Origin of the sequence: Pseudomonas sp. PP3, assembly GCF_905336995.1 — a bacterium.
Taxonomy (GTDB): Bacteria; Pseudomonadota; Gammaproteobacteria; order Pseudomonadales; family Pseudomonadaceae; genus Aquipseudomonas; species Aquipseudomonas reinekei.
On the sequence record NZ_HG995459.1, the window covers coordinates 4,251,642 to 4,272,747 of the forward strand.

General features: G+C 58.5%; 15 protein-coding genes and 2 rRNA genes. 9 read left to right on the forward strand and 8 right to left on the reverse strand.

Annotation, left to right across the window (positions count from 1 at the left end; genetic code table 11):
* Positions 1–7: 7 nt before the first annotated feature.
* Positions 8–1,345, forward strand: coding sequence for an aminodeoxychorismate synthase component I (pabB, locus tag KHO07_RS19385; RefSeq protein ID WP_212625242.1), 1,338 nt, complete (start codon positions 8–10; stop codon positions 1,343–1,345).
* Positions 1,346–1,488: 143 nt separating this feature from the next.
* Here pabB and thrH read toward each other — a convergent pair whose 3' ends face one another.
* Entirely contained in the window at positions 1,489–2,106 is a 618-nt protein-coding gene (thrH, locus tag KHO07_RS19390; RefSeq protein WP_150733196.1) for a bifunctional phosphoserine phosphatase/homoserine phosphotransferase ThrH, read from the reverse strand.
* A 172-nt stretch (positions 2,107–2,278) separates the two neighbouring features.
* On the opposite strand from thrH, the gene KHO07_RS19395 reads away from it, so the two are divergent.
* The 3 genes from KHO07_RS19395 to KHO07_RS19405 all read left to right on the forward strand — a co-directional run bounded on the left by KHO07_RS19395 (position 2,279) and on the right by KHO07_RS19405 (position 5,919).
* Positions 2,279–3,019, forward strand: coding sequence for a phosphoadenylyl-sulfate reductase (locus tag KHO07_RS19395; protein WP_212625243.1), 741 nt, complete (start codon positions 2,279–2,281; stop codon positions 3,017–3,019).
* 573 nt (positions 3,020–3,592) lie between these two features.
* Positions 3,593–5,131, forward strand: coding sequence for an NCS1 family nucleobase:cation symporter-1 (locus KHO07_RS19400; RefSeq protein WP_212625244.1), 1,539 nt, complete (start codon positions 3,593–3,595; stop codon positions 5,129–5,131).
* A gap of 59 nt (positions 5,132–5,190) precedes the next feature.
* Positions 5,191–5,919, forward strand: a complete 729-nt coding sequence (locus KHO07_RS19405; protein ID WP_075949104.1) for an aspartate/glutamate racemase family protein — start codon at positions 5,191–5,193, stop codon at positions 5,917–5,919.
* A gap of 131 nt (positions 5,920–6,050) precedes the next feature.
* On the opposite strand, the gene KHO07_RS19410 is transcribed toward KHO07_RS19405, so the two are convergent.
* A complete protein-coding gene (locus tag KHO07_RS19410; protein ID WP_212625245.1) occupies positions 6,051–6,977 on the reverse strand; it encodes a LysR family transcriptional regulator in 927 nt (308 codons plus the stop codon).
* Between the two features lie 126 nt (positions 6,978–7,103).
* Here KHO07_RS19410 and KHO07_RS19415 point away from each other — a divergent pair, with 126 nt between their 5' ends.
* The gene (locus tag KHO07_RS19415; protein ID WP_212625246.1) at positions 7,104–7,850 is read left to right on the forward strand and encodes a 3-oxoacyl-ACP reductase family protein; all 747 of its coding nucleotides are present in this window, start codon (positions 7,104–7,106) and stop codon (positions 7,848–7,850) included.
* Between the two features lie 51 nt (positions 7,851–7,901).
* Here KHO07_RS19415 and KHO07_RS19420 read toward each other — a convergent pair whose 3' ends face one another.
* Positions 7,902–9,077 carry an MFS transporter gene (locus tag KHO07_RS19420; RefSeq protein WP_212625247.1) on the reverse strand — a complete coding sequence of 392 codons (1,176 nt, stop codon included), beginning with the start codon at positions 9,075–9,077 and terminating at the stop codon, positions 7,902–7,904.
* Positions 9,078–9,288: 211 nt separating this feature from the next.
* Here KHO07_RS19420 and KHO07_RS19425 point away from each other — a divergent pair, with 211 nt between their 5' ends.
* Positions 9,289–11,112 carry a glycoside hydrolase family 15 protein gene (locus KHO07_RS19425; protein WP_212625248.1) on the forward strand — a complete coding sequence of 608 codons (1,824 nt, stop codon included), beginning with the start codon at positions 9,289–9,291 and terminating at the stop codon, positions 11,110–11,112.
* Between the two features lie 121 nt (positions 11,113–11,233).
* Here KHO07_RS19425 and KHO07_RS19430 read toward each other — a convergent pair whose 3' ends face one another.
* Positions 11,234–12,205, reverse strand: a complete 972-nt coding sequence (locus tag KHO07_RS19430) for a GlxA family transcriptional regulator (RefSeq protein WP_150733190.1) — start codon at positions 12,203–12,205, stop codon at positions 11,234–11,236.
* A gap of 89 nt (positions 12,206–12,294) precedes the next feature.
* Here KHO07_RS19430 and inhA point away from each other — a divergent pair, with 89 nt between their 5' ends.
* Positions 12,295–12,981: an isonitrile hydratase gene (inhA, locus tag KHO07_RS19435; RefSeq protein ID WP_212625249.1), complete on the forward strand. Its 687-nt coding sequence runs from the start codon at positions 12,295–12,297 to the stop codon at positions 12,979–12,981.
* Between the two features lie 358 nt (positions 12,982–13,339).
* Here the strand turns inward: inhA and KHO07_RS19440 are convergent, their stop codons facing one another.
* The gene (locus KHO07_RS19440; protein ID WP_150733188.1) at positions 13,340–13,828 is read right to left on the reverse strand and encodes an SRPBCC family protein; all 489 of its coding nucleotides are present in this window, start codon (positions 13,826–13,828) and stop codon (positions 13,340–13,342) included.
* A 192-nt stretch (positions 13,829–14,020) separates the two neighbouring features.
* On the opposite strand from KHO07_RS19440, the gene KHO07_RS19445 reads away from it, so the two are divergent.
* Both KHO07_RS19445 and KHO07_RS19450 read left to right on the forward strand, forming a co-directional pair.
* Positions 14,021–15,001 (forward strand): ADP-ribosylglycohydrolase family protein, encoded by a 981-nt coding sequence (locus KHO07_RS19445; protein WP_212625250.1) that lies wholly within the window; start codon positions 14,021–14,023, stop codon positions 14,999–15,001.
* Positions 15,002–15,132: 131 nt separating this feature from the next.
* A complete protein-coding gene (locus KHO07_RS19450) occupies positions 15,133–15,540 on the forward strand; it encodes a lysozyme inhibitor LprI family protein (protein ID WP_212625251.1) in 408 nt (135 codons plus the stop codon).
* Between the two features lie 65 nt (positions 15,541–15,605).
* Here the strand turns inward: KHO07_RS19450 and mrdA are convergent, their stop codons facing one another.
* From mrdA to KHO07_RS19465, 3 genes are all read right to left on the reverse strand, one after another.
* Positions 15,606–17,498 carry a penicillin-binding protein 2 gene (gene mrdA / locus KHO07_RS19455; protein ID WP_212625252.1) on the reverse strand — a complete coding sequence of 631 codons (1,893 nt, stop codon included), beginning with the start codon at positions 17,496–17,498 and terminating at the stop codon, positions 15,606–15,608.
* A gap of 230 nt (positions 17,499–17,728) precedes the next feature.
* Positions 17,729–17,844 (reverse strand): 5S ribosomal RNA (gene rrf / locus KHO07_RS19460).
* Positions 17,845–17,998: 154 nt separating this feature from the next.
* Positions 17,999–20,890: ribosomal RNA gene (locus KHO07_RS19465) — 23S ribosomal RNA — on the reverse strand.
* Between the last annotated feature and the right edge of the window lie 216 nt (positions 20,891–21,106).

The following is a 21,106-nucleotide window of genomic DNA, read 5'->3' on the forward strand; positions in this document are numbered from 1 at the left end:
CCCGCCCATGCTGACCTGCTCCGTACACCCGCTGCCCTATCGCGCCAACCCCGCCGAGTACTTCGCGGCCATTCGTCATGCCCCTGGCGCCGTGCTGCTCGACAGCGGCCGCCCCAGCGCCGACCGCGGGCGCTACGACTTGCTCAGCGCGTGGCCGCTGGAACAACTCACGGTTGCGCCCGACGAAAATGGCGGCGATTTCCTGCAACGCCTTCGCGATAATCTGACGCGGCTCGGTAAAGCGACTGTTCCCCATGAGCTGCCGTTCGCCGGCGGTCTGATCGGTTACCTCAGCTATGACTTCGGCCGACATCTGGAGATTCTGCCAAGCCAGGCGCTGGACGACCTGCAATTGCCGGATGCGCGTTTTGGTGTGTACGACTGGGCGCTGATCAGCGATCACCAGCAGATGACCAGCCAGTTGGTGTTTCACCCGACATTGGCCGACAGCGAACGTCAGCGCCTGATCCAGCTGTTCAGCCAACCGACTACCGAGGCGGTCATTCCGTTCAACCTGCAAGCACCGATGAATGCCGACCTGAGTGCCGATCAGTATCGCCAGGCAATCGAGCGGATTCAGCAATACATCCAGGCCGGTGACTGCTATCAGGTCAACTTCGCCCAGCGCTTCCGCGCACCGTGCGAGGGTGACCCGTGGACCGCTTATTGCGCGTTGCGTCTGGCGTGCCCGACACCGTTTTCCGGGTTCCAGAGCCTGCCTGACGGGGGCGCCGTGCTCAGCCTGTCGCCGGAGCGTTTCGTCAAAGTCAGCGAAGGCCATGTCGAAACCCGCCCGATCAAAGGCACCCGCCCGCGCGGCCTGACGCCTGCCGAAGACTCTGCCCACGCTGCCGAACTGCTGGCCAGCCCCAAGGACCGCGCGGAAAACCTGATGATCGTCGACCTGCTGCGCAACGACTTGGGCCGCACCTGCCGTACCGGTTCGGTAGCGGTGCCGGAGTTGTTCAGCCTCGAAAGCTACCCGAACGTGCATCACCTGGTGAGCAGCGTGACCGGCGAGCTGGCGGATGATCGGGATGCACTGGACCTGATCGCCGGCAGTTTTCCGGGTGGCTCGATCACCGGCGCACCGAAAATCCGCTCGATGCAAATCATCGATGAGCTGGAACCGACTCGACGCGGACTGTATTGCGGTTCGTTGCTGTATCTGGACGTGCGCGGCGAAATGGACAGCTCCATCGCGATTCGCAGCTTGTTGGTCAAGGATGGGCAAGTGTGTTGCTGGGGTGGTGGCGGGATCGTCGCGGATTCGGAGTGGCAGGCCGAGTATCAGGAATCGATCACCAAGGTGAAAGTGCTGCTCGATACCCTGCAGGACCTCTAGCCTTTTGTGGCGAGGGAGCTTGCTCCCGCTGGGGTGCGAAGCGCCCCCAAAACCAGACACCGCATACCGTCAGATAGAATGCATGCACCGGGTTGCGACTGCTGCGCAGCCGAGCGGGAGCAAGCTCCCTCGCCACAGGTCATTTACAAACTCAACGCCCGATTCGAAGCCTTGATGAATTCCTGCTTCAACGCTTCAAACGTGTGCACCGCCGGGAATTGCGGGAATTCGCGGATCACGTTATCCGGCGCATGGAACAGAATCCCCGCATCCGCTTCGCCCAGCATCGTCGTGTCGTTGTAGGAATCCCCCGCCGCAATCACCCGGTAGTAAAGGCTCTTGAACGACAGGACCGACTGACGCTTGGGATCTTTCTGGCGCAACTGGTAGCTCGTCACACGCCCGGTGTCGTCGGTAATCAGACGATGGCAAAGCAAGGTCGGGAAACCCAGTTGACGCATCAGCGGCTGGGAGAATTCGTAGAACGTGTCCGACAGAATCACCACCTGGAAGCGTTCACGCAGCCAGTCGACGAACTCAATCGCGCCGTCCAGCGGCTTGAGGGTGGCGATCACTTCCTGAATGTCCGAAAGCTTCAGGCCGTGCTCGTCGAGAATCCGCAAGCGCTGCTTCATCAGCACGTCATAGTCGGGAATGTCCCGAGTGGTGGCCCTGAGGGATTCGATCCCGGTTTTTTCGGCGAAGGCGATCCAGATTTCCGGAACCAGCACACCTTCAAGATCCAGACAGGCAATTTCCACAAGACACTCCCATTTATATTGTTTATTGGTCGAGCGAGCTAAAAGACTGCCGAACTCTAGCGATTCCTCCCCCACCGCGCAACGCACAGGACGCCCCGAGCAACGCCGCTTTTTGTTACCATCGGCCCCATATAGAGCGCCCAGCGCCACCGACCTGTAGGAAGCCGCCCTGATGAGCCCAACGTTCGACGTCGTGGAACTCGCCACGACCTATGCCAATAAATCCGCCCAGGACATCCTGAAACTCGCCTTTGCCGAGTTTGGTGACGAACTGTGGATATCTTTCAGCGGCGCCGAGGATGTGGTGCTGGTGGACATGGCCTGGAAGCTGAACAAGAACGTCAAAGTGTTCAGCCTCGACACCGGCCGTCTGCATCCCGAGACCTATCGCTTCATCGATCAGGTGCGCGAGCACTACAAGATCGACATCGAACTGGTGTCGCCGGACTACACCAAACTCGAACCGTTCGTGAAGGAAAAAGGCCTGTTCAGTTTTTACAAGGATGGCCATGGCGAGTGCTGCGGTATCCGCAAAATCGAGCCGCTGCGCCGCAAACTCTCCGGCGTGAAAGCCTGGGCCACCGGCCAGCGCCGCGACCAGAGCCCGGGCACCCGCAGCGCCGTCGCGGTGATGGAGATCGACACCGCGTTCTCCACCCCGGAACGCCCCCTGTACAAATTCAACCCGCTCGCGCAAATGACCAGCGAAGAGATCTGGGGTTACATCCGCATGCTGGAACTGCCGTACAACAGCCTGCACGAGCGCGGCTTCATCAGCATCGGCTGCGAACCCTGCACCCGTCCGGTGCTGCCGAACCAGCATGAGCGCGAAGGCCGCTGGTGGTGGGAAGAAGCAACCCAGAAAGAATGTGGGTTGCATGCGGGCAATATCATCAGCAAGTCCAACACCTGATTCCCAGCCCGGCGATATCCCCTGTAGGCGCCGGCTTGCTGGCGATAGCGATCTTTCTGTCATTGAAACTGTGACCGGACCACCGCTATCGCCAGCAAGCCGGCTCCTACAAAGTCAGTCATCGAACAAAAAAATGTGTACACACGAATGTCACCATCGGTGCCATTTATGTGTGCACTTTTTCGTTTCCACGCCCCTAAAAGTTACATTCCTTCTCCGCCCTTGCGCCGCTACGTCCTCGAGCCTTCCCCCGCGAAAATAAAAACCTGCTCGAACGGTCAGTTTATATTTCCGATTTTTCAGCAGCTTGGCGCAAATCCATAACAAAACGAAATGAGCAGCGCCATTCATAGAACGGCCGGCTGGCATGGATCTGGCTTAAGTGCATACATGTTTTGTATACAATCATATCAAGACATACACACACTCTAGATCCGCAAGCCTGAAGCGCCCTATCCCGTACAGGCTGCAGATGCCCCGTAACCAATGATATTCGCTACACCGCGACGAAGATTTGTCGAGCCAACGCTCATGCACAGTCATCGCGGCGTCGAGCATCAGGAGCCTGCCGGAATGCGTACAAGTCTCTCAAACAACAATATTGCGCTGGATCTCCCCTCCTCCCACACCACACAGACTGTTGATCAAACGCTTGAATCTCCCGTGGTCCTCAGCCCCCGCCTGCACAACAAAGACCTCGCGCCGACCAAGGTCGAAGGGCGACGCTGGGGTCGCTACAGTATTTTCGCGCTGTGGACCAATGACGTGCACAACATCGCCAACTACTCCTTCGCCATCGGTCTTTATGCGTTGGGCCTGGGTGGCTGGCAAATTCTCCTGTCCCTGGGGATTGGCGCGGCGCTGGTGTACTTTTTCATGAACCTGTCGGGCTACATGGGCCAGAAGACCGGTGTGCCGTTTCCGGTCATCAGCCGGATCAGTTTCGGCATTCACGGGGCGCAGATTCCGGCGTTGATCCGAGCCGTGATCGCCATTGCCTGGTTCGGCATTCAGACGTACCTGGCCTCGGTGGTCTTTCGCGTCTTGCTGACGGCCGTCCATCCAGGTTTTGCCGACTACGACCACGACGCCATCCTCGGCCTGTCGACCCTCGGCTGGATATGCTTCGTAGCAATCTGGTTCGTGCAACTGGCGATCCTCGCCTACGGCATGGAAATGGTGCGCCGCTATGAAGCATTTGCCGGGCCGGTGATTCTGCTGACCGTCGCCGCCCTCGCCGCCTGGATGTACTTTCAGGCCGACGCGACCATTGCCTGGTCGATCCGCGAACCGCTCACCGGTGGCGAAATGTGGCGCAACATCTTTGCCGGTGGCGCGCTGTGGCTGGCGATCTACGGCACGCTGATCCTGAATTTCTGCGACTTCGCCCGTTCATCGCCGTGCCGAAAAACCATCAAGATCGGAAATTTCTGGGGCCTGCCGGTGAACATTCTGGTGTTCGCCGTCATCACCGTCCTGCTGTGCGGCGCGCAATTTCAGATCAACGGCCGGATCATCGAAAGCCCGACCGAAATCATCGCCTCGATCCCCAACACGTTCTTCCTGGTCCTCGGTTGCCTGGCGTTCCTGATCGTCACCGTGGCCGTGAACATCATGGCCAACTTCGTCGCCCCGGCTTTCGTGCTCAGTAACCTGGCGCCGAAGTACCTGACGTTCCGGCGTGCCGGCCTCATCAGCGCGACCATCGCCGTGCTGATCCTGCCGTGGAACCTCTACAACAGCCCGCTGGTGATCGTGTACTTCCTTTCGGGCCTCGGCGCCCTGCTCGGCCCGCTGTATGGCGTGATCATGGTCGACTACTGGCTGCTACGAAAAGGTCAGGTCAATGTGCCGCAGTTGTACAGCGAAGACCCGAACGGTGCTTATTACTACAGCCGCGGGGTCAATTTGCGCGCGGTGGCGGCGTTCATTCCCGCAGCCTTGATCGCCATCGTCCTGGCGCTGGTACCGGGTTTCCACTTGGTGTCGCCGTTCTCCTGGCTGATTGGCGCCGCGATTGCAGGGTTGCTCTACCTGATCATCGCCAAACGCCAACCGCATTACACCGACGTCAGCGGCGAAGCGATCGCGGTCGACAATGTCAGCCATTAACTCCATCGCGGCCCGGCAGTAGCGTCGGGCCGCGGAACCACCCGCTATAAGGACTTCCCATGCGAATTCTCGTGGTCAACGTCAACACCACCGAATCCATCACCCAGGCCATCGCCCGCTCGGCCCAGTCCGTGGCCGCGCCCGGCACCGAAATCGTTGGCTTGACGCCCTACTTCGGTGCCGACTCCATCGAAGGCAATTTCGAAAGCTACCTGGCCGCCATCGCGGTCATGGACCGAGTGATGTCCTACGACCAGCCCTTCGATGCGGTGATTCAGGCCGGTTACGGCGAACACGGCCGCGAAGGCTTGCAGGAGCTGCTCAACGTGCCGGTGGTGGACATCACCGATGCAGCGGCCAGCACCGCGATGTTCCTCGGTCATGCTTACTCGGTGGTCACGACCCTCGACCGCACCGTACCGCTGATCGAGGATCGCCTGAAACTCTCGGGTCTCTGGGATCGCTGCGCGTCGGTGCGCGCCAGCGGGTTGGCGGTGCTGGAATTGGAACACGAGCCGCAACGCGCACTCGAGGCCATCGTGCATCAAGCCGAGTTGGCGGTGACCCAAGACAAAGCGGAAGTCATCTGCCTCGGCTGCGGCGGCATGGCCGGGCTTGATGAGCAGATTCGCCAGCGTACCGGTGTGCCGGTGATCGATGGCGTGACCGCGGCAGTGACCATTGCCGAGTCGCTGGTGCGATTGGGCCTGTCGACGTCGAAGGTGCGCACGTATGCGACACCACGGCCGAAGAACATTATTGGCTGGCCGCAGAAGTTCATGCGGTAGACCGCGTGATCGTTCATCGCGGGCAAGCCCGGTTCCCACAGGATCTGCGTCGTTTACATCATTTGAGGCCGGTACAGAACCTGTGGAAGCGGGCTTGCCCGCGATGGCCACGCCTCGGTCTACAGCCATGCTCAAACCGCACTGAACCTCTGCGCCAACCCCCGCTGCGCAAACTGCTCAATAATGAAATCGACAAACGCCCGGGTCTTGCCCGGCAACAATTTGTGCTCGGCGTAGTAGATCGAAATATTGCCGTCATCGATGTACCAGTCCGGCAACACCCGCTGTAACGTGCCCGCTTCCAGATAATTCACTGCAAACGGCATGCTCACCAACGCAATGCCCAAGCCTTGGGCAGCTGTGGCGCAAGCGGCATCCGAATCACTCATGGTCATTCGCGCCTTGAGCATCAACGGTCGGCAGTGTTGAGGGCTGCGGCCGGTCAACTGCCAGGAACGCACGCGTCCGGTTTGCGGCGACCGGATCAGGATGCCGTCGTGATGATGAAGATCGTCCGGCTCCGTGATCGCTTCATGTCGCTTCAGATAGTCTGCCGAGGCCAGCAACACCCGATGCGCCGGTGCCAGCTTGCGTGCGACCACGCCTTGGGGCAGCTCAAAGCCGCCACCAATCGCCGCATCGAAACCCTGACCGATCAGGTCGACCTGGCGATTGTCGAAATGCCAGTCCGGATTGATCGCCGGATAGCGCCGCAGAAACTCGCCGAGCAGTGGCACGACATACAGCCGCCCGAACACCGTGCCCATGCTGACCTTCAAAGTCCCCGCCGGCTGGCCTTCGGCGTTAGCCAGATGGGCCACCGCGTTCTGGATGGTCGTCAGGCTGGCACTGACCTGCCCCAAAAACAGCTGACCGGCCTCGGTCAGCGTCAGGCTGCGGGTGCTGCGCTGAAACAACCGCACACCCAACCGCGCCTCCAGCTTGGCGACGCTTTTACCCACCGCCGCCGGCGTAAGGCTCAAGCGCCGCGCGGCTTCGGCAAAGCTGCCGACTTCAGCACTGCGGACAAAGCATTCGATACTGCTAAAGGTTTCCATGGTGCATCACTATAAACTTCTGGTTTACACAGACTATAGCAATTACCGTCTACTCAGGTTGCAATCCTCAATCGATACTAGTCTCCATCAACCGGGACATCTCGCCTCGGGACTTTGGAGAACGAAATGACTACTCAGAACCTCAACGGCAAAGTGGCTTTGATTCAAGGCGGTTCCCGCGGCATTGGTGCGGCCATCGTCAAACGCCTGGCCGCGCAAGGCGCGACAGTAGCCTTCACCTACGTCAGCTCCACAGCCAAGGCCGAAGAACTGCAAAACGGCATCATCGCCGACGGCGGCAAAGCCCTCGCCATCAAGGCCGACAGCGCCGACGCCGAAGCCATCCACAACGCCGTGAACGCGACGGTAGAAACCTTTGGTCGCCTGGATATCCTGGTCAACAACGCCGGCGTGCTGGCGGTGGCGCCGCTGGAAGATTTCACACTCGAAGATTTCGACCGGACCCTGGCCATCAACGTGCGCAGCGTGTTCATTGCCACCCAGGCCGCCGCCAGGCACATGACCGAAGGTGGCCGCATCATCAACATCGGCAGCACCAACGCCGACCGCATGCCCTTCGCCGGTGGCGGCCCGTATGCAATGAGCAAGTCGGCACTGGTCGGCCTGACCAAAGGCCTGGCCCGAGACCTCGGCCCGAAAGGCATCACCATTAACAACGTGCAGCCGGGCCCGGTCGACACCGACATGAACCCGGCCGAGGGTGACTTCGCCGACAGCCTGATCCCGCTGATGGCGGTCGGTCGTTACGGCAAGGTTGAAGAGATCGCCAGTTTCGTCGCCTACCTGGTCGGACCCGAAGCGGGTTACATCACCGGCGCGAGCCTGACCATCGACGGCGGCTTTGGCGCCTGACGGTTTAAATGCGATGCTGGCCCGGGAGCGGTCCTCTCCGCTCCCACAGGGTCAATCCTTCAAGTGACGATAACTCTGTACCGCAGAACCGAGTACTACCGCACCCGCGCCAATCGCCAGCCAAAACCCGCTTCTCGCTCCGAATGCATCCACCAGCCAGCCCGACCCCGCCGCACCGATCGCCACCCCGATACTCAATCCGGTGACCAGCCAGGTCAGGCCTTCGGTGAGTTTGGCCGGTGGCACGATCTGTTCCACCAGCGCCATGGCGACAATCAACGTCGGCGCGAAAAACAGCCCGGCAACGAACACCGCCAGTGACAACCCGAGAATGTTCACCGCCAGCAACAGCGGCAACGTCGTCACCGCCGTGGCGATCCCGCCGTAGAGAAACAGGCGCGGCAACGGCACTTTCGAGCGCAAGGCACCGAACGCCAGACCGGCCATGCAGGAACCAATGGCGTACACCGACAACACAATACTCGCCGCCGCCGGTTGGCCCTGCTGTTGCGCGAAGGCCACGCTGACCACGTCCACCACGCCGACGATGGTGCCCATCGCCACCATCAACAACATCAGCAACTGGATGTCGACGGAGCGAATGATCGACGCCGCATGATGTTCCTCATGGGGATGCACCGGTGGCTCGGTGCTGCGTTGCGACACAAACGCCGTGACGCCGATCGCCAGCATCAATAAGGCCGCCAAGGGGCCTGCCTCGGGAAACGCCACCATGCACAAGCCCACCGACAACGGCGGCCCGACAATAAAGCAGACTTCGTCCAGCACCGACTCCAGCGCATAGGCCATTTGCAGTTGCGGCTGACCGCGATACAACTCGGTCCAGCGCGCCCGCACCATCGCCGACATGCTCGGCATGCACCCGGCGATGGCGGCGAACACAAACAACGTCCAGTTTGGCGCCTGCAAACGCGTGCACAACAACACCAGCAACAACGCCCCGCCACCGATCAGTGCCGATACCGGCAAAATCCGCCGCTGCCCAAAACGGTCCACCAGCCGCGACACCTGCGGCGCACAAAACGCCGTGGCCAACGCAAACGTCGCCGCCACCGCACCGGCCAAACCGTAGCCGCCCTGCAGCTGCGAAAGCATGGTGATCAGGCCGATGCCCGTCATGGAAATCGGCATGCGCGCAATCATCCCGGCCAGCACGAAGGCCCGGGCGCCGGGGGCGTTGAACAGTTCGCGATAGGGGTTGGCCATGGATGCAGGTCTCGTCAGGGGCCTGCACGTTGCCATAAGGCTGAATGGGGGGAAAGGCTGGAATTGTTGGTTGAATGTGAAGGTCCTGTCGCGGGCAAGCTCGCGCCCATATTTGCCCGCGAAGAGGCCAGAACAGTCACCGCACAAATGAACTCCAGCCCATCCAGACCAGTCAGCTACTTAGGTCTCAGTTTCCCGGAGTTTCGCGACAATGGCTGATCAACCCGAACGCCAAAGCCCCATCGACGCCCACGGCATCATCGGTGACATGCGCAGTGCTGCGCTGGTCAATGACAAGGGCAGCGTGGATTTTTTCTGCTGGCCGGAATTCGACAGCCCGTCGATTTTCTGTTCGCTGCTGGACAGTCCCGAGGCCGGGATTTTTCAGTTGTCGCCAGATTTGCCCGACGCCCGTCGCGAACAGATTTACCTGCCGGACACCAATGTTCTGCAAACCCGCTGGCTCAGCGATCGCGCCGTGGTCGAAGTCACCGACCTGCTGCCCATTGGTGACAGCGAGGATGATCTGCCGGTGTTGATGCGCCAGGTCCGGGTGGTCAGTGGCAAGGCAACCTTTCACCTGCGCTGCGCCGTTCGACACGACTATGCCCGCGCCACGACCCGCGCCCGCCTTGATAAAAAAACCGTGATTTTCGAAGCGGACAATCAGCCGTCCCTGCGCCTGTCTGCAGATCAGGCGTTACGCATAGACGCCGATGCCGCCGTCGCCGAATTCACCCTCGAACAGGACCAGAACGCCGAATTCCTGCTTGGCGCCGTCGACGATCCGCGCTTCAAGGAAGGCGCCGCGTCGATGTGCCTGGAGCGCACTCTGAAGTTCTGGCGTGACTGGATCGGCCAGTCCAACTACCGCGGCCGCTGGCGGGAAATGGTCAACCGTTCGGCCCTGGCGATGAAGCTGCTGACCTCGCGTAAACATGGCGCCATCCTCGCCGCCGCAACCTTCGGCCTGCCGGAAACCGTCGGTGGTGAACGCAACTGGGATTACCGCTACACCTGGATCCGTGACGCCTCGTTCACCGTTTATGCCTTCATGCGCCTGGGCTTCGTCGAAGAGGCCAACGCCTACATGCGCTGGTTGCGCGGACGGGTCAGCGACTGCCGGGGCCAGCCGATGAAACTCAATATTCTGTATGGCATCGATGGCCGTCAGGAGCTGCCGGAAATCGAACTCACGCACCTGTCCGGGCATGGCGGCGCAAAACCGGTGCGCATCGGCAACCTGGCTTATGCGCAGGTACAACTCGACATCTTCGGCGAGCTGATGGATGCGGTGTATCTGGTGAATAAGTACGGCGAAGCCATCTCCCACGAAGGCTGGAAACACACCGTGGTAGTGATCGATCAGGTCTGCGAAACCTGGAATCAGGAGGACGTTGGCATCTGGGAAATGCGCGGCGAGCAACATCACTTTCTGCACTCGCGCCTGATGTGTTGGGTGGCGCTGGACCGGGCGATCCGACTCGCCTCGAAACGCTCGCTGCCCGCCCCGTTCGCCCGTTGGGACCAGACGCGGCAGGCCATTTACGCCGACATCTGGGACAACTTCTGGAACGAAGAGCTTGGCCATTTCGTCCAGCACATCGGCGGCACCGGCCTCGACGGTTCAATGTTGCTGATGCCGTTGGTGCGTTTCGTCAGTGCCAAGGACCCGCGCTGGCTGGCAACCCTGGACGCCATCGAAAAAAGCCTGGTGCGCGACGGCATGGTTTACCGCTACCGCAACGAACACACCCACATCGACGGCCTGCCGGGCACCGAAGGCGCGTTCGCCGCGTGTTCCTTCTGGTACGTGGAATGCCTGGCCCGCGCCGGCCGGGTCGAGAAGGCTCATCTGGAGTTCGAGCAACTGCTGCGCTACGCCAACCCGTTGGGGTTGTACGCCGAAGAGTTCGACAGCCACGCCCGGCACATGGGCAATATCCCGCAAGCGCTGACGCACCTGGCGTTGATCAGCGCGGCGTGTTTTCTCGATCGGAAATTGAGTGGCGAGAAGAGTTTTTGGCAGCCTTGAGTGTGGGTTCGGCGCAGCCCACTGCCCATACGTTTTCAACAAAACGGCCGGCCCCGCAGCATGAACTTCTTCGAACCGGCCTCAATCGTCGAACTGCCGGTGCTGGACTGGACAGGTGGCGTCAGCCACCTGCAAGGCTGACGCAAAACCGCTCACGATAAGCTTGCGGCGTCACGCCCATCGCCCGCAGAAAACTGCGGCGCAGTGTTTCCTCGCTACCGAATCCGCATTGCACGGCGACCCGCTTGATCGGCACGCCGGTATCGCTGAGCAGGCGTCGTGCGGTCTCGACGCGGATCAATTCGATGGCCCGGGCCGGCGTTTGGCCGGTTTCGGCGCGGTAGTGGCGCACGAAGCTGCGTTCGCTCATGCCCGCCTGCTGGGCCAAGGTCGGGATGCCGAGGTCTTTGGTGAGGTTTTCACTGATCCAGGCGTGAAGTTCGTCGAAGCGACTGCCTTCTTTTTGCAGAGACAGGGTCACGCTGAATTGCGACTGTCCACCGGGGCGTTTGAGAAACACCACCAGTTGCCGGGCGACTTCCAGGGCCATGTTACGACCCAGATCGGCTTCCACCATCGCCAACGCCAGATCGATACCGGCGGTCACTCCGGCTGAGGTCCAGACCGGGCCGTCGTTAATGAAAATCGGATTGGGCTCCACCCGCAATTGCGGATGCTGCTGCGCCAGCTGTTCGCAGCGGGTCCAGTGGGTGACCACACGACGACCATCGAGCCAGCCGCTGGCTGCCAACAGGAATGCGCCGGTGCACACCGATGAGACCCGACGGCATCCTGCTGCATGCTCGCGTACCCAGGCCACCAATGGCTGATCCTGCGCCGCCGCGTAAACACCCCAGCCACCGGCGATGATCAAGGTGTCACTGCCCTGCTCGGGCAACGGCTCGGCCAACAATGCCAGGCCCGCTGATGACATCACCGCCCCGCCGCCGCTGGCAATCACCGACGGCGCATAAGGTGCAGGTGCGCCTTGCTGGCGGGCGATGTCATTAGCGGACGCGAACACCTGCAACGGCCCGGTGACGTCGAGCAGTTGCACATTGGCGAATGCGAGCACGTGAATGGTTTTCGGCATATTGGCGTAATTCGTGGGCTGATTGGCGTATTCGCCAAATCCTAGGCGCCTACAGTGAAGGCGTCCACCCACTTCAGGAGAAAAACCTCATGACCTTGCAGATCGGTTTTCTGTTGTTTCCACAGGTGCAACAACTCGACCTCACCGGCCCTTACGACGTCTTGGCCTCGTTACCCGGTGTGAAGGTGCATCTGATCTGGAAGGACTTGATGCCCATCACCGCCAGCACCGGCCTGATGCTGAAACCGACCGTCACCTTCGACGACTGCCCGACACTGGACGTGATTTGTGTTCCCGGTGGCAGTGGCGTCGGGCCGCTCATGGAAGATGAGCAAACGCTGGCGTTCATCAAGGCTCAGGCGGCGAACGCGCGTTACGTCACGTCAGTCTGCACCGGCGCGCTGGTGCTCGGTGCGGCGGGCCTGCTCAAAGGCAAACGCGCCACCACCCACTGGGCCTACCACGAACTGCTGGCGCCGCTGGGAGCGATTGCGGTGAATGATCGGGTGGTGCGCGACGGCAATCTGCTGACGGGTGGCGGCATCACCGCCGGTATCGATTTTGCCCTGACCCTGGCCGCTGAGCTGTTCGATCAAGCCACCGCGGAGCTGGTGCAGTTGCAGCTGGAATACGCCCCGGCTCCGCCGTTTCAGGCAGGCAGCCCGGAAACCGCGCCGGCCAGCGTACTGGAAGAGGCCCGCAAACGTGCCGCTGGTTCGTTACAATTGCGCGCAGACATTACCGAACGCGCGGCCGCGAAACTCGACCGCCCATAAAAAATGGCTGCGAGATGAACATCTCGCAGCCAGACTTTTCTTGCGCCCATAAAAAAACCCGCCGAAGCGGGTTCTTCCAAGACCATTACGACTCCCTGTCGTGAGCAATCCATGCAAATGGCCGATCATCCATGATCCTGAGCACTCCTTGTGCTTCAGTGGATGGGGCCAGAATACGCATCGGATCCAATCTGCAATAGACGACATAGTTGTTACAGCGTGTAAGACATTCGCCATAGCACCCCTTCCGAAAACCCTTAGATGCCTCAGGTATCCAGCCTCGAAGCCATGAGTTTCATGACCTGCAGGCGTCCGACACCAGCGTCCAGCGTTTCAGCCAAGGCTCAAGGCATAGCCGTCAGTCACCCTCACGCTCGCGGGCCTTGGCATTTTCAACAAGAAACTGTTCGAGCCTGCTCAACTGCTCTTCCCAGCCACGGCTGTCCATGTAATACGCCTCTTTCTGGCGGACGTCGGGAATGTGCGCGAACCCCGACTCGGAAACCTTGAGCAGCGTGCCGTCCTCAAAGTCTTCCAGTTCGAATTTCACCAGCGTGGTGGGCTCCTGGGAGTAGTCGATCTTCGGATTCACCGCGTAAGGGTGCCAGCGAAAGGAGAACAACTGCTGCGGCTCGACCCGCTCGACCAGCACATTCCACAGCACGTGTTCGTATCCGGGATATGTCACCTGCCCCTGCGTCCACTCGCCAGCAATGAAGCGCCTGCCTTCAAGCGCTACGCCGAACCATTGTCCGAACGCCTCTGCATCGACCAATGCACGCCAAACATGGGAGCGCGGCGATTTAAGCGTGATTTTGCGCTCAAAACTATTGGGTACTGGTTTCATTTGTCACCTCCTGTACTGGACAACAGTAGGCCTGTAAGACCACAAGTCCAACCCGAAAGTTGTGTGACGAGTAACTTTTCCTGAAATATCCGGCTGCATTTCTGGCGATCCGTTCTGGGCTGGAGAGCAGTGGCAACGGAACCGGAACTGCTAACGTTTACATCCTGACCGTCCCCCGACAAAGGAATATTTATGCAGCTTTCACTCACGGAACGATATCGAGGAGCCCTCTTGGGTCTGGCCTGCGGCGATGCTGTTGGCACCAGTGTCGAGTTCCGGCCGCGCGGTTCATTCCCGATCCTGAATGACATGGTGGGCGGCGGCCCCTTCAAGCTCAAGCCGGGGCAATGGACCGACGACACCTCGATGGCGCTGTGCCTGGCCGAAAGTCTGCTGACGACAAGTGGATTCGATGCAGGCGACCAAATGAATCGCTATGTCGACTGGTGGCAACACGGGCACTTGAGTTCGACCGGAGAATGCTTCGACATCGGTATGACCGTCAGTGACGCCCTCGCCCGATTTCAGGAAACAGGGGACCCCTTCGCCGGCTCCAGCGATCCCTATACGGCCGGTAATGGTTCACTGATGCGACTGGTGCCCGTGGTGCTGTATTACTTTCCGGATCGCGAGCGGGGGAGGACATTTGCCGCACAGAGTTCACGGACGACGCACGCCGCACCGGAAGCAGTCGAATGCTGTCTGTTGTTCACCGAGCTGATCTTTAATGCCCTGCGAGGGTTACCCAAGCATAAGTTGCTCAACATATCGGAGACGCAATTTCACGAGCCAAAAGTCGCCGCCATCGCCCGAGGCGATTACCTCGCAAAACCTGAAAGTAGTATCCAGGGCAGTGGATACTGCGTTGCCTCACTCGAAGCAGCCCTGTGGTGTTTTCATCACACGGACAATTTTGAAGCCGCCATCCTCAAAGCTGCCAATCTGGGCGACGACGCTGACACCACTGCGGCTATCGTCGGCCAGTTGGCCGGGGCCCATTATGGCGCTAAGGGCATCCGCAAAGATTGGCTGGAAAAGCTGCACCTGCGCGAAGGCATCGAGGCCATGGCTGACGCCTTGATGGACAGCACTCCCTTTCCCCCCCCGCAGTCGACTGTTGCGAGGGAACTTGTCGGATCCCCGCAGCGTCCCGCTCGGCTGCGCAGCATTTGATTCGAAGGACGCTTCGCCCTCCCCAGCGGGAGCAAGCTCCGTCACCACAGGTTTGCGCGAGACTACAAACTTACTCACTTGTCTTCGCTACACTTAAGCTCAATTTTTCCTGCAATAGCGAACCATTTCCCATGTACTCACGCTTTTTTCTGGCGCTGACACCATTGATACTCACCTCCCAGACCTACGCCGCCGTGAACTGCGACAACGCCACTGACCAGGCGACGATGAACCAGTGTGCATCGCAGCAGCATGCAGCGGCTGACAAAGTGTTGAATGCGCTTTACCAACAGATTACCAATCGCCTCAAGGGCGACCCCGACCGCAAGAAGCTGCTGTTGGGCGCGCAGCGCTCGTGGATTGCATTTCGCGATGCCGAGTGCAAGTTTTCGGCGTCGGGCGTGGAAGGCGGCAGTGTTTATCCGCTGATCTACAGAACTTGCGTGACGGAGTTGACCCGGGCGCGAGTTGAGACGCTCAAGACGTACCTGAAGTGTCAGGAGGGGGATTTGGGGTGTCCGGTGCCATCAGCCCCTTAAGTGCGATCTTTTTTACAGGCACTCTGATTATCAGCGTGCCCACGCCTCAGGCCCGTCTTGATGAGTCAGACGTGAGGATCGCCGGGGGATTTGCTTGGCGCCGCGTATTGCGGCTTCAGATGACCGTCCTGATCGAGTAGCCAGGCATCCATGATCTGCCGCACTACCGGTCCTGCGACCCGCCCCCCGGCTTCACCGTTTTCGATCATGACCGAAATCACAATCTTCGGGTGTTCGGCCGGGGCAAACCCTACGAACAAGGCATTGTCGCGGTTGCGCTCGCGGGTTTTCTCGCGGTTGTAACGCTCGCCCTGTTTGATCGCCACCACTTGCGCGGTGCCGCTCTTGCCGGCAATACGATATTGCGCGCCTGCCGCTGCGGCTCGGGCAATCCCGCGGGAATCGTGCATCACCATTTGCATGCCGTGGTTGACCTGCTCCCAGTCTCGCGGGTCCTTGAGCAGAATGTTTGGCATCGGGTGCTCATCCACCGGCGCGACACCGTCCACGGTCATGGCCAGGTGCGGGCGGTTCCACACCCCTTTGTTGGCGATCAGGGCCGTCGCCTGAGCCAATTGCAGCGGCGTGACCTGCATGTAGCCCTGGCCGATGCCGAGGATCACCGTCTCACCTGGGAACCACGGCTGACGGCGCGTGGCGCGCTTCCACGCCTGGGATGGCATCAGACCCGACGACTCTTCATACATATCCAGCGAGACTTTCTCACCCAGGCCGAACATCGCCATGTAGTCGTGCAGGCGATCGATGCCCAGCTTGTGTGCCAGGTCATAGAAGTAGGTGTCGTTGGAGCGCATGATCGCCGCGTCCATATCCACCCAACCATCGCCGCTGTGGTTCCAGTTGCGGTACTTGTGATCGAAGTCCGGCAATTGGTAATAACCCGGGTCGAACACTCGGGTCTGTGGCGTGACAACGCCGGCGTCGAGCCCGGCAATCGCCACTTCGGGCTTGATGGTCGAACCCGGCGCGTAGAGACCGCGCAGCACACGGTTGAACAGTGGCCGGTCGATGGAATCGCGTAGCGTCGAGTATTCCTTGGAGCTGATACCGGTGACGAACAGATTTGGATCGAAACTTGGATTGCTGACCATGGCAAGCACTTCGCCGGTCGACGGATCGAGCGCGACGACCGAACCACGGCGATCACCCAAGGCGTGTTCGGCAGCCTCCTGAAGCTTGATATCGAGGCTCAGGACAATGTTTTCACCCGGCACCGGATCAGTGTGCTTGAGCACGCGTAATACGCGGCCCTGGGCATTGGTTTCGACTTCCTCGTAACCGACATGGCCGTGTAGCTGCGACTCGTAGAATTTCTCGATCCCGGTCTTGCCGATGGATTGGGTACCGCGGTACTCGACCGAATCCAGGACTTTGGATTCTTTTTCGTTGATGCGTCCGACGTAGCCAACCGAATGAGCGAAATGCTCCCCCAGTGGGTAGTGCCGAACGAACTGCGGCTCGACATCCAGGCCCGGCAAACGGAACTCGTTGACCGCGAGCACCGCGATCTGCTCTTCGCTCAGCTCATAGAACAGCGTCACGGGTACGAACGGATGGCGTGCCTGCTTCATGGCCTTGTCGAACAGCGTGCGGTTTTCTGCGGGCAAATGCAGGAGACTGACCACCTCATCCAGCTCTTCATTGACGTCGGTTGCGCGTTCGCGGGTGATGGTCAGGTTGTAGCTAGGCCGATTGTCTGCGAGCACCACGCCATTGCGGTCATAGATCAAGCCACGGGTAGGCGTGATCGGCAGGACATGCACGCGATTGTTTTCAGAAATCGTGGAGTGATAGTCGAATTCGACGACTTGCAGAACGTACAGGCGCACCACCAGCGCGCAAGTAATGGCGACGACGAACAACGCGCAAGCCATGAGTCTTTTGTTGACCAGGCGGGTTTCTTTTTCGTGGTCTTTGATCGGAATCGGTTGGGGCATTTCTGTAGCAACTCTTTGAAAAGGGAAGCGCCGATCCGTGGGCTTCAAAACAGTCCGTTAATAAAAGAGCTGCACCATACCAAAAACTGCCCGGTCACTTTAGTGCGTTTTCCTCTAACGACGATCGCTGGCCACGCTTCGAGCAATTGCATAGAAATCGAGCAAGACAGATTTTCCTGCGGGCAAAACAAAACCCCAACTGCTTTCGCAATTGGGGTTTCGGAATTTAATCTTGACGATGACCTACTCTCACATGGGGAAACCCCACACTACCATCGGCGATGCATCGTTTCACTGCTGAGTTCGGGATGGGATCAGGTGGTTCCAATGCTCTATGGTCGTCAAGAAATTCGGTGTGCCGACTCGTCTTTCGACGCTTCAGCAAATTGGGTATGCGATAGATTTTGCGGTTTTGTGAACGGTACGAACTTTCGGTTCATTGCGTCTTCACACACCGCAATCTGATGCTCTTTCGAGTAATCAAATTGCTTGGGTGTTATATGGTCAAGCCTCACGGGCAATTAGTATTGGTTAGCTCAACGCCTCACAGCGCTTACACACCCAACCTATCAACGTCGTAGTCTTCGACGGCCCTTCAGGGGACTCAAGGTCCCAGTGAGATCTCATCTTGAGGCTAGTTTCCCGCTTAGATGCTTTCAGCGGTTATCTATTCCGAACATAGCTACCCGGCAATGCCACTGGCGTGACAACCGGAACACCAGAGGTTCGTCCACTCCGGTCCTCTCGTACTAGGAGCAGCCCCTCTCAAATCTCAAACGTCCACGGCAGATAGGGACCGAACTGTCTCACGACGTTCTAAACCCAGCTCGCGTACCACTTTAAATGGCGAACAGCCATACCCTTGGGACCGGCTTCAGCCCCAGGATGTGATGAGCCGACATCGAGGTGCCAAACACCGCCGTCGATATGAACTCTTGGGCGGTATCAGCCTGTTATCCCCGGAGTACCTTTTATCCGTTGAGCGATGGCCCTTCCATACAGAACCACCGGATCACTAAGACCTACTTTCGTACCTGCTCGACGTGTCTGTCTCGCAGTCAAGCGCGCTTTTGCCTTTATACTCTACGACCGATTTCCGACCGGTCTGAGCGCACCTTCGTACTCCTCCGTTACTCTTTAGGAGGAGACCGCCCCAGTCAAACTACCCACCATACACTGTCCTCGATCCGGATAACGGACCTGAGTTAGAACCTCAAAGTTGCCAGGGTGGTATTTCAAGGATGGCTCCACGCGAACTGGCGTCCACGCTTCAAAGCCTCCCACCTATCCTACACAAGCAAATTCAAAGTCCAGTGCAAAGCTATAGTAAAGGTTCACGGGGTCTTTCCGTCTAGCCGCGGATACACTGCATCTTCACAGCGATTTCAATTTCACTGAGTCTCGGGTGGAGACAGCGCCGCCATCGTTACGCCATTCGTGCAGGTCGGAACTTACCCGACAAGGAATTTCGCTACCTTAGGACCGTTATAGTTACGGCCGCCGTTTACCGGGGCTTCGATCAAGAGCTTCGCGTTAGCTAACCCCATCAATTAACCTTCCGGCACCGGGCAGGCGTCACACCCTATACGTCCACTTTCGTGTTTGCAGAGTGCTGTGTTTTTAATAAACAGTCGCAGCGGCCTGGTATCTTCGACCGGCGTGGGCTTACGGAGCAAGTCCTTCACCCTCACCGGCGCACCTTCTCCCGAAGTTACGGTGCCATTTTGCCTAGTTCCTTCACCCGAGTTCTCTCAAGCGCCTTGGTATTCTCTACCCAACCACCTGTGTCGGTTTGGGGTACGGTTCCTGGTTACCTGAAGCTTAGAAGCTTTTCTTGGAAGCATGGCATCAACCACTTCGTGTTCTAAAAGAACACTCGTCATCAGCTCTCGGCCTTAGAATCCCGGATTTACCTAAGATTCCAGCCTACCACCTTAAACTTGGACAACCAACGCCAAGCTGGCCTAGCCTTCTCCGTCCCTCCATCGCAATAACCAGAAGTACAGGAATATTAACCTGTTTTCCATCGACTACGCTTTTCAGCCTCGCCTTAGGGACCGACTAACCCTGCGTCGATTAACGTTGCGCAGGAAACCTTGGTCTTTCGGCGTGGGTGTTTTTCACACCCATTGTCGTTACTCATGTCAGCATTCGCACTTCTGATACCTCCAGCAAGCTTCTCAACTCACCTTCACAGGCTTACAGAACGCTCCTCTACCGCATCACCTAAGTGATACCCGTAGCTTCGGTGTATGGTTTGAGCCCCGTTACATCTTCCGCGCAGGCCGACTCGACTAGTGAGCTATTACGCTTTCTTTAAAGGGTGGCTGCTTCTAAGCCAACCTCCTAGCTGTCTAAGCCTTCCCACATCGTTTCCCACTTAACCATAACTTTGGGACCTTAGCTGACGGTCTGGGTTGTTTCCCTTTTCACGACGGACGTTAGCACCCGCCGTGTGTCTCCCATGCTCGGCACTTGTAGGTATTCGGAGTTTGCATCGGTTTGGTAAGTCGGGATGACCCCCTAGCCGAAACAGTGCTCTACCCCCTACAGTGATACATGAGGCGCTACCTAAATAGCTTTCGAGGAGAACCAGCTATCTCCGAGCTTGATTAGCCTTTCACTCCGATCCACAGGTCATCCGCTAACTTTTCAACGGTAGTCGGTTCGGTCCTCCAGTCAGTGTTACCTAACCTTCAACCTGCCCATGGATAGATCGCCCGGTTTCGGGTCTATTCCCAGCGACTAGACGCCCTATTAAGACTCGCTTTCGCTACGCCTCCCCTATTCGGTTAAGCTCGCCACTGAAAATAAGTCGCTGACCCATTATACAAAAGGTACGCAGTCACAGAACAAAGTCTGCTCCCACTGCTTGTACGCATACGGTTTCAGGATCTATTTCACTCCCCTCTCCGGGGTTCTTTTCGCCTTTCCCTCACGGTACTAGTTCACTATCGGTCAGTCAGTAGTATTTAGCCTTGGAGGATGGTCCCCCCATATTCAGACAAAGTTTCTCGTGCTCCGTCCTACTCGATTTCATGACCAAGAGATTTTCGCGTACAGGGCTATCACCCACTATGGCCGCACTTTCCAGAGCGTTCCGCTAATCTCAAAGCCACTTAAGGGCTAGTCCCCGTTCGCTCGCCACTACTAAGGGAATCTCGGTTGATTTCTTTTCCTCAGGGTACTTAGATGTTTCAGTTCCCCTGGTTCGCCTCTTGCACCTATGTATTCAGTACAAGATAACCATCTTATGATGGCTGGGTTCCCCCATTCAGACATCTCCGGATCAAAGTCTGTTTGCCGACTCCCCGAAGCTTTTCGCAGGCTACCACGTCTTTCATCGCCTCTGACTGCCAAGGCATCCACCGTATGCGCTTCTTCACTTGACCATATAACCCCAAGCAATCTGGTTATACTGTGAAGACGACATTCGCCGAAAATTCGAATTTCTCAACTAAGAGAACTCACAAATTTTACCTTAGCCTGATCCGTTACCAGTGAAAGTAACGTTCAGTCTATCTTTCTATCACATACCCAAATTTTTAAAGAACGATCTAATCAAAAGACTAGAAATCAACATTCACCATCACCTTGATGGAATGCTC

Excerpts from the sequence above, each read along its gene's own strand:
- pabB (WP_212625242.1), top strand. The coding sequence starts at position 8 with ATGCTGACCTGCTCCGTACACCCGCTGCCCTATCGCGCCAACCCCGCC.
- KHO07_RS19395 (WP_212625243.1), top strand. The coding sequence starts at position 2,279 with ATGAGCCCAACGTTCGACGTCGTGGAACTCGCCACGACCTATGCCAAT.
- KHO07_RS19400 (WP_212625244.1), top strand. The coding sequence starts at position 3,593 with ATGCGTACAAGTCTCTCAAACAACAATATTGCGCTGGATCTCCCCTCC.
- KHO07_RS19405 (WP_075949104.1), top strand. The coding sequence starts at position 5,191 with ATGCGAATTCTCGTGGTCAACGTCAACACCACCGAATCCATCACCCAG.
- KHO07_RS19410 (WP_212625245.1), bottom strand. The coding sequence starts at position 6,977 with ATGGAAACCTTTAGCAGTATCGAATGCTTTGTCCGCAGTGCTGAAGTC.
- KHO07_RS19415 (WP_212625246.1), top strand. The coding sequence starts at position 7,104 with ATGACTACTCAGAACCTCAACGGCAAAGTGGCTTTGATTCAAGGCGGT.
- KHO07_RS19420 (WP_212625247.1), bottom strand. The coding sequence starts at position 9,077 with ATGGCCAACCCCTATCGCGAACTGTTCAACGCCCCCGGCGCCCGGGCC.
- KHO07_RS19425 (WP_212625248.1), top strand. The coding sequence starts at position 9,289 with ATGGCTGATCAACCCGAACGCCAAAGCCCCATCGACGCCCACGGCATC.
- KHO07_RS19430 (WP_150733190.1), bottom strand. The coding sequence starts at position 12,205 with ATGCCGAAAACCATTCACGTGCTCGCATTCGCCAATGTGCAACTGCTC.
- inhA (WP_212625249.1), top strand. The coding sequence starts at position 12,295 with ATGACCTTGCAGATCGGTTTTCTGTTGTTTCCACAGGTGCAACAACTC.
- KHO07_RS19440 (WP_150733188.1), bottom strand. The coding sequence starts at position 13,828 with ATGAAACCAGTACCCAATAGTTTTGAGCGCAAAATCACGCTTAAATCG.
- KHO07_RS19445 (WP_212625250.1), top strand. The coding sequence starts at position 14,021 with ATGCAGCTTTCACTCACGGAACGATATCGAGGAGCCCTCTTGGGTCTG.
- KHO07_RS19450 (WP_212625251.1), top strand. The coding sequence starts at position 15,133 with ATGTACTCACGCTTTTTTCTGGCGCTGACACCATTGATACTCACCTCC.
- mrdA (WP_212625252.1), bottom strand. The coding sequence starts at position 17,498 with ATGCCCCAACCGATTCCGATCAAAGACCACGAAAAAGAAACCCGCCTG.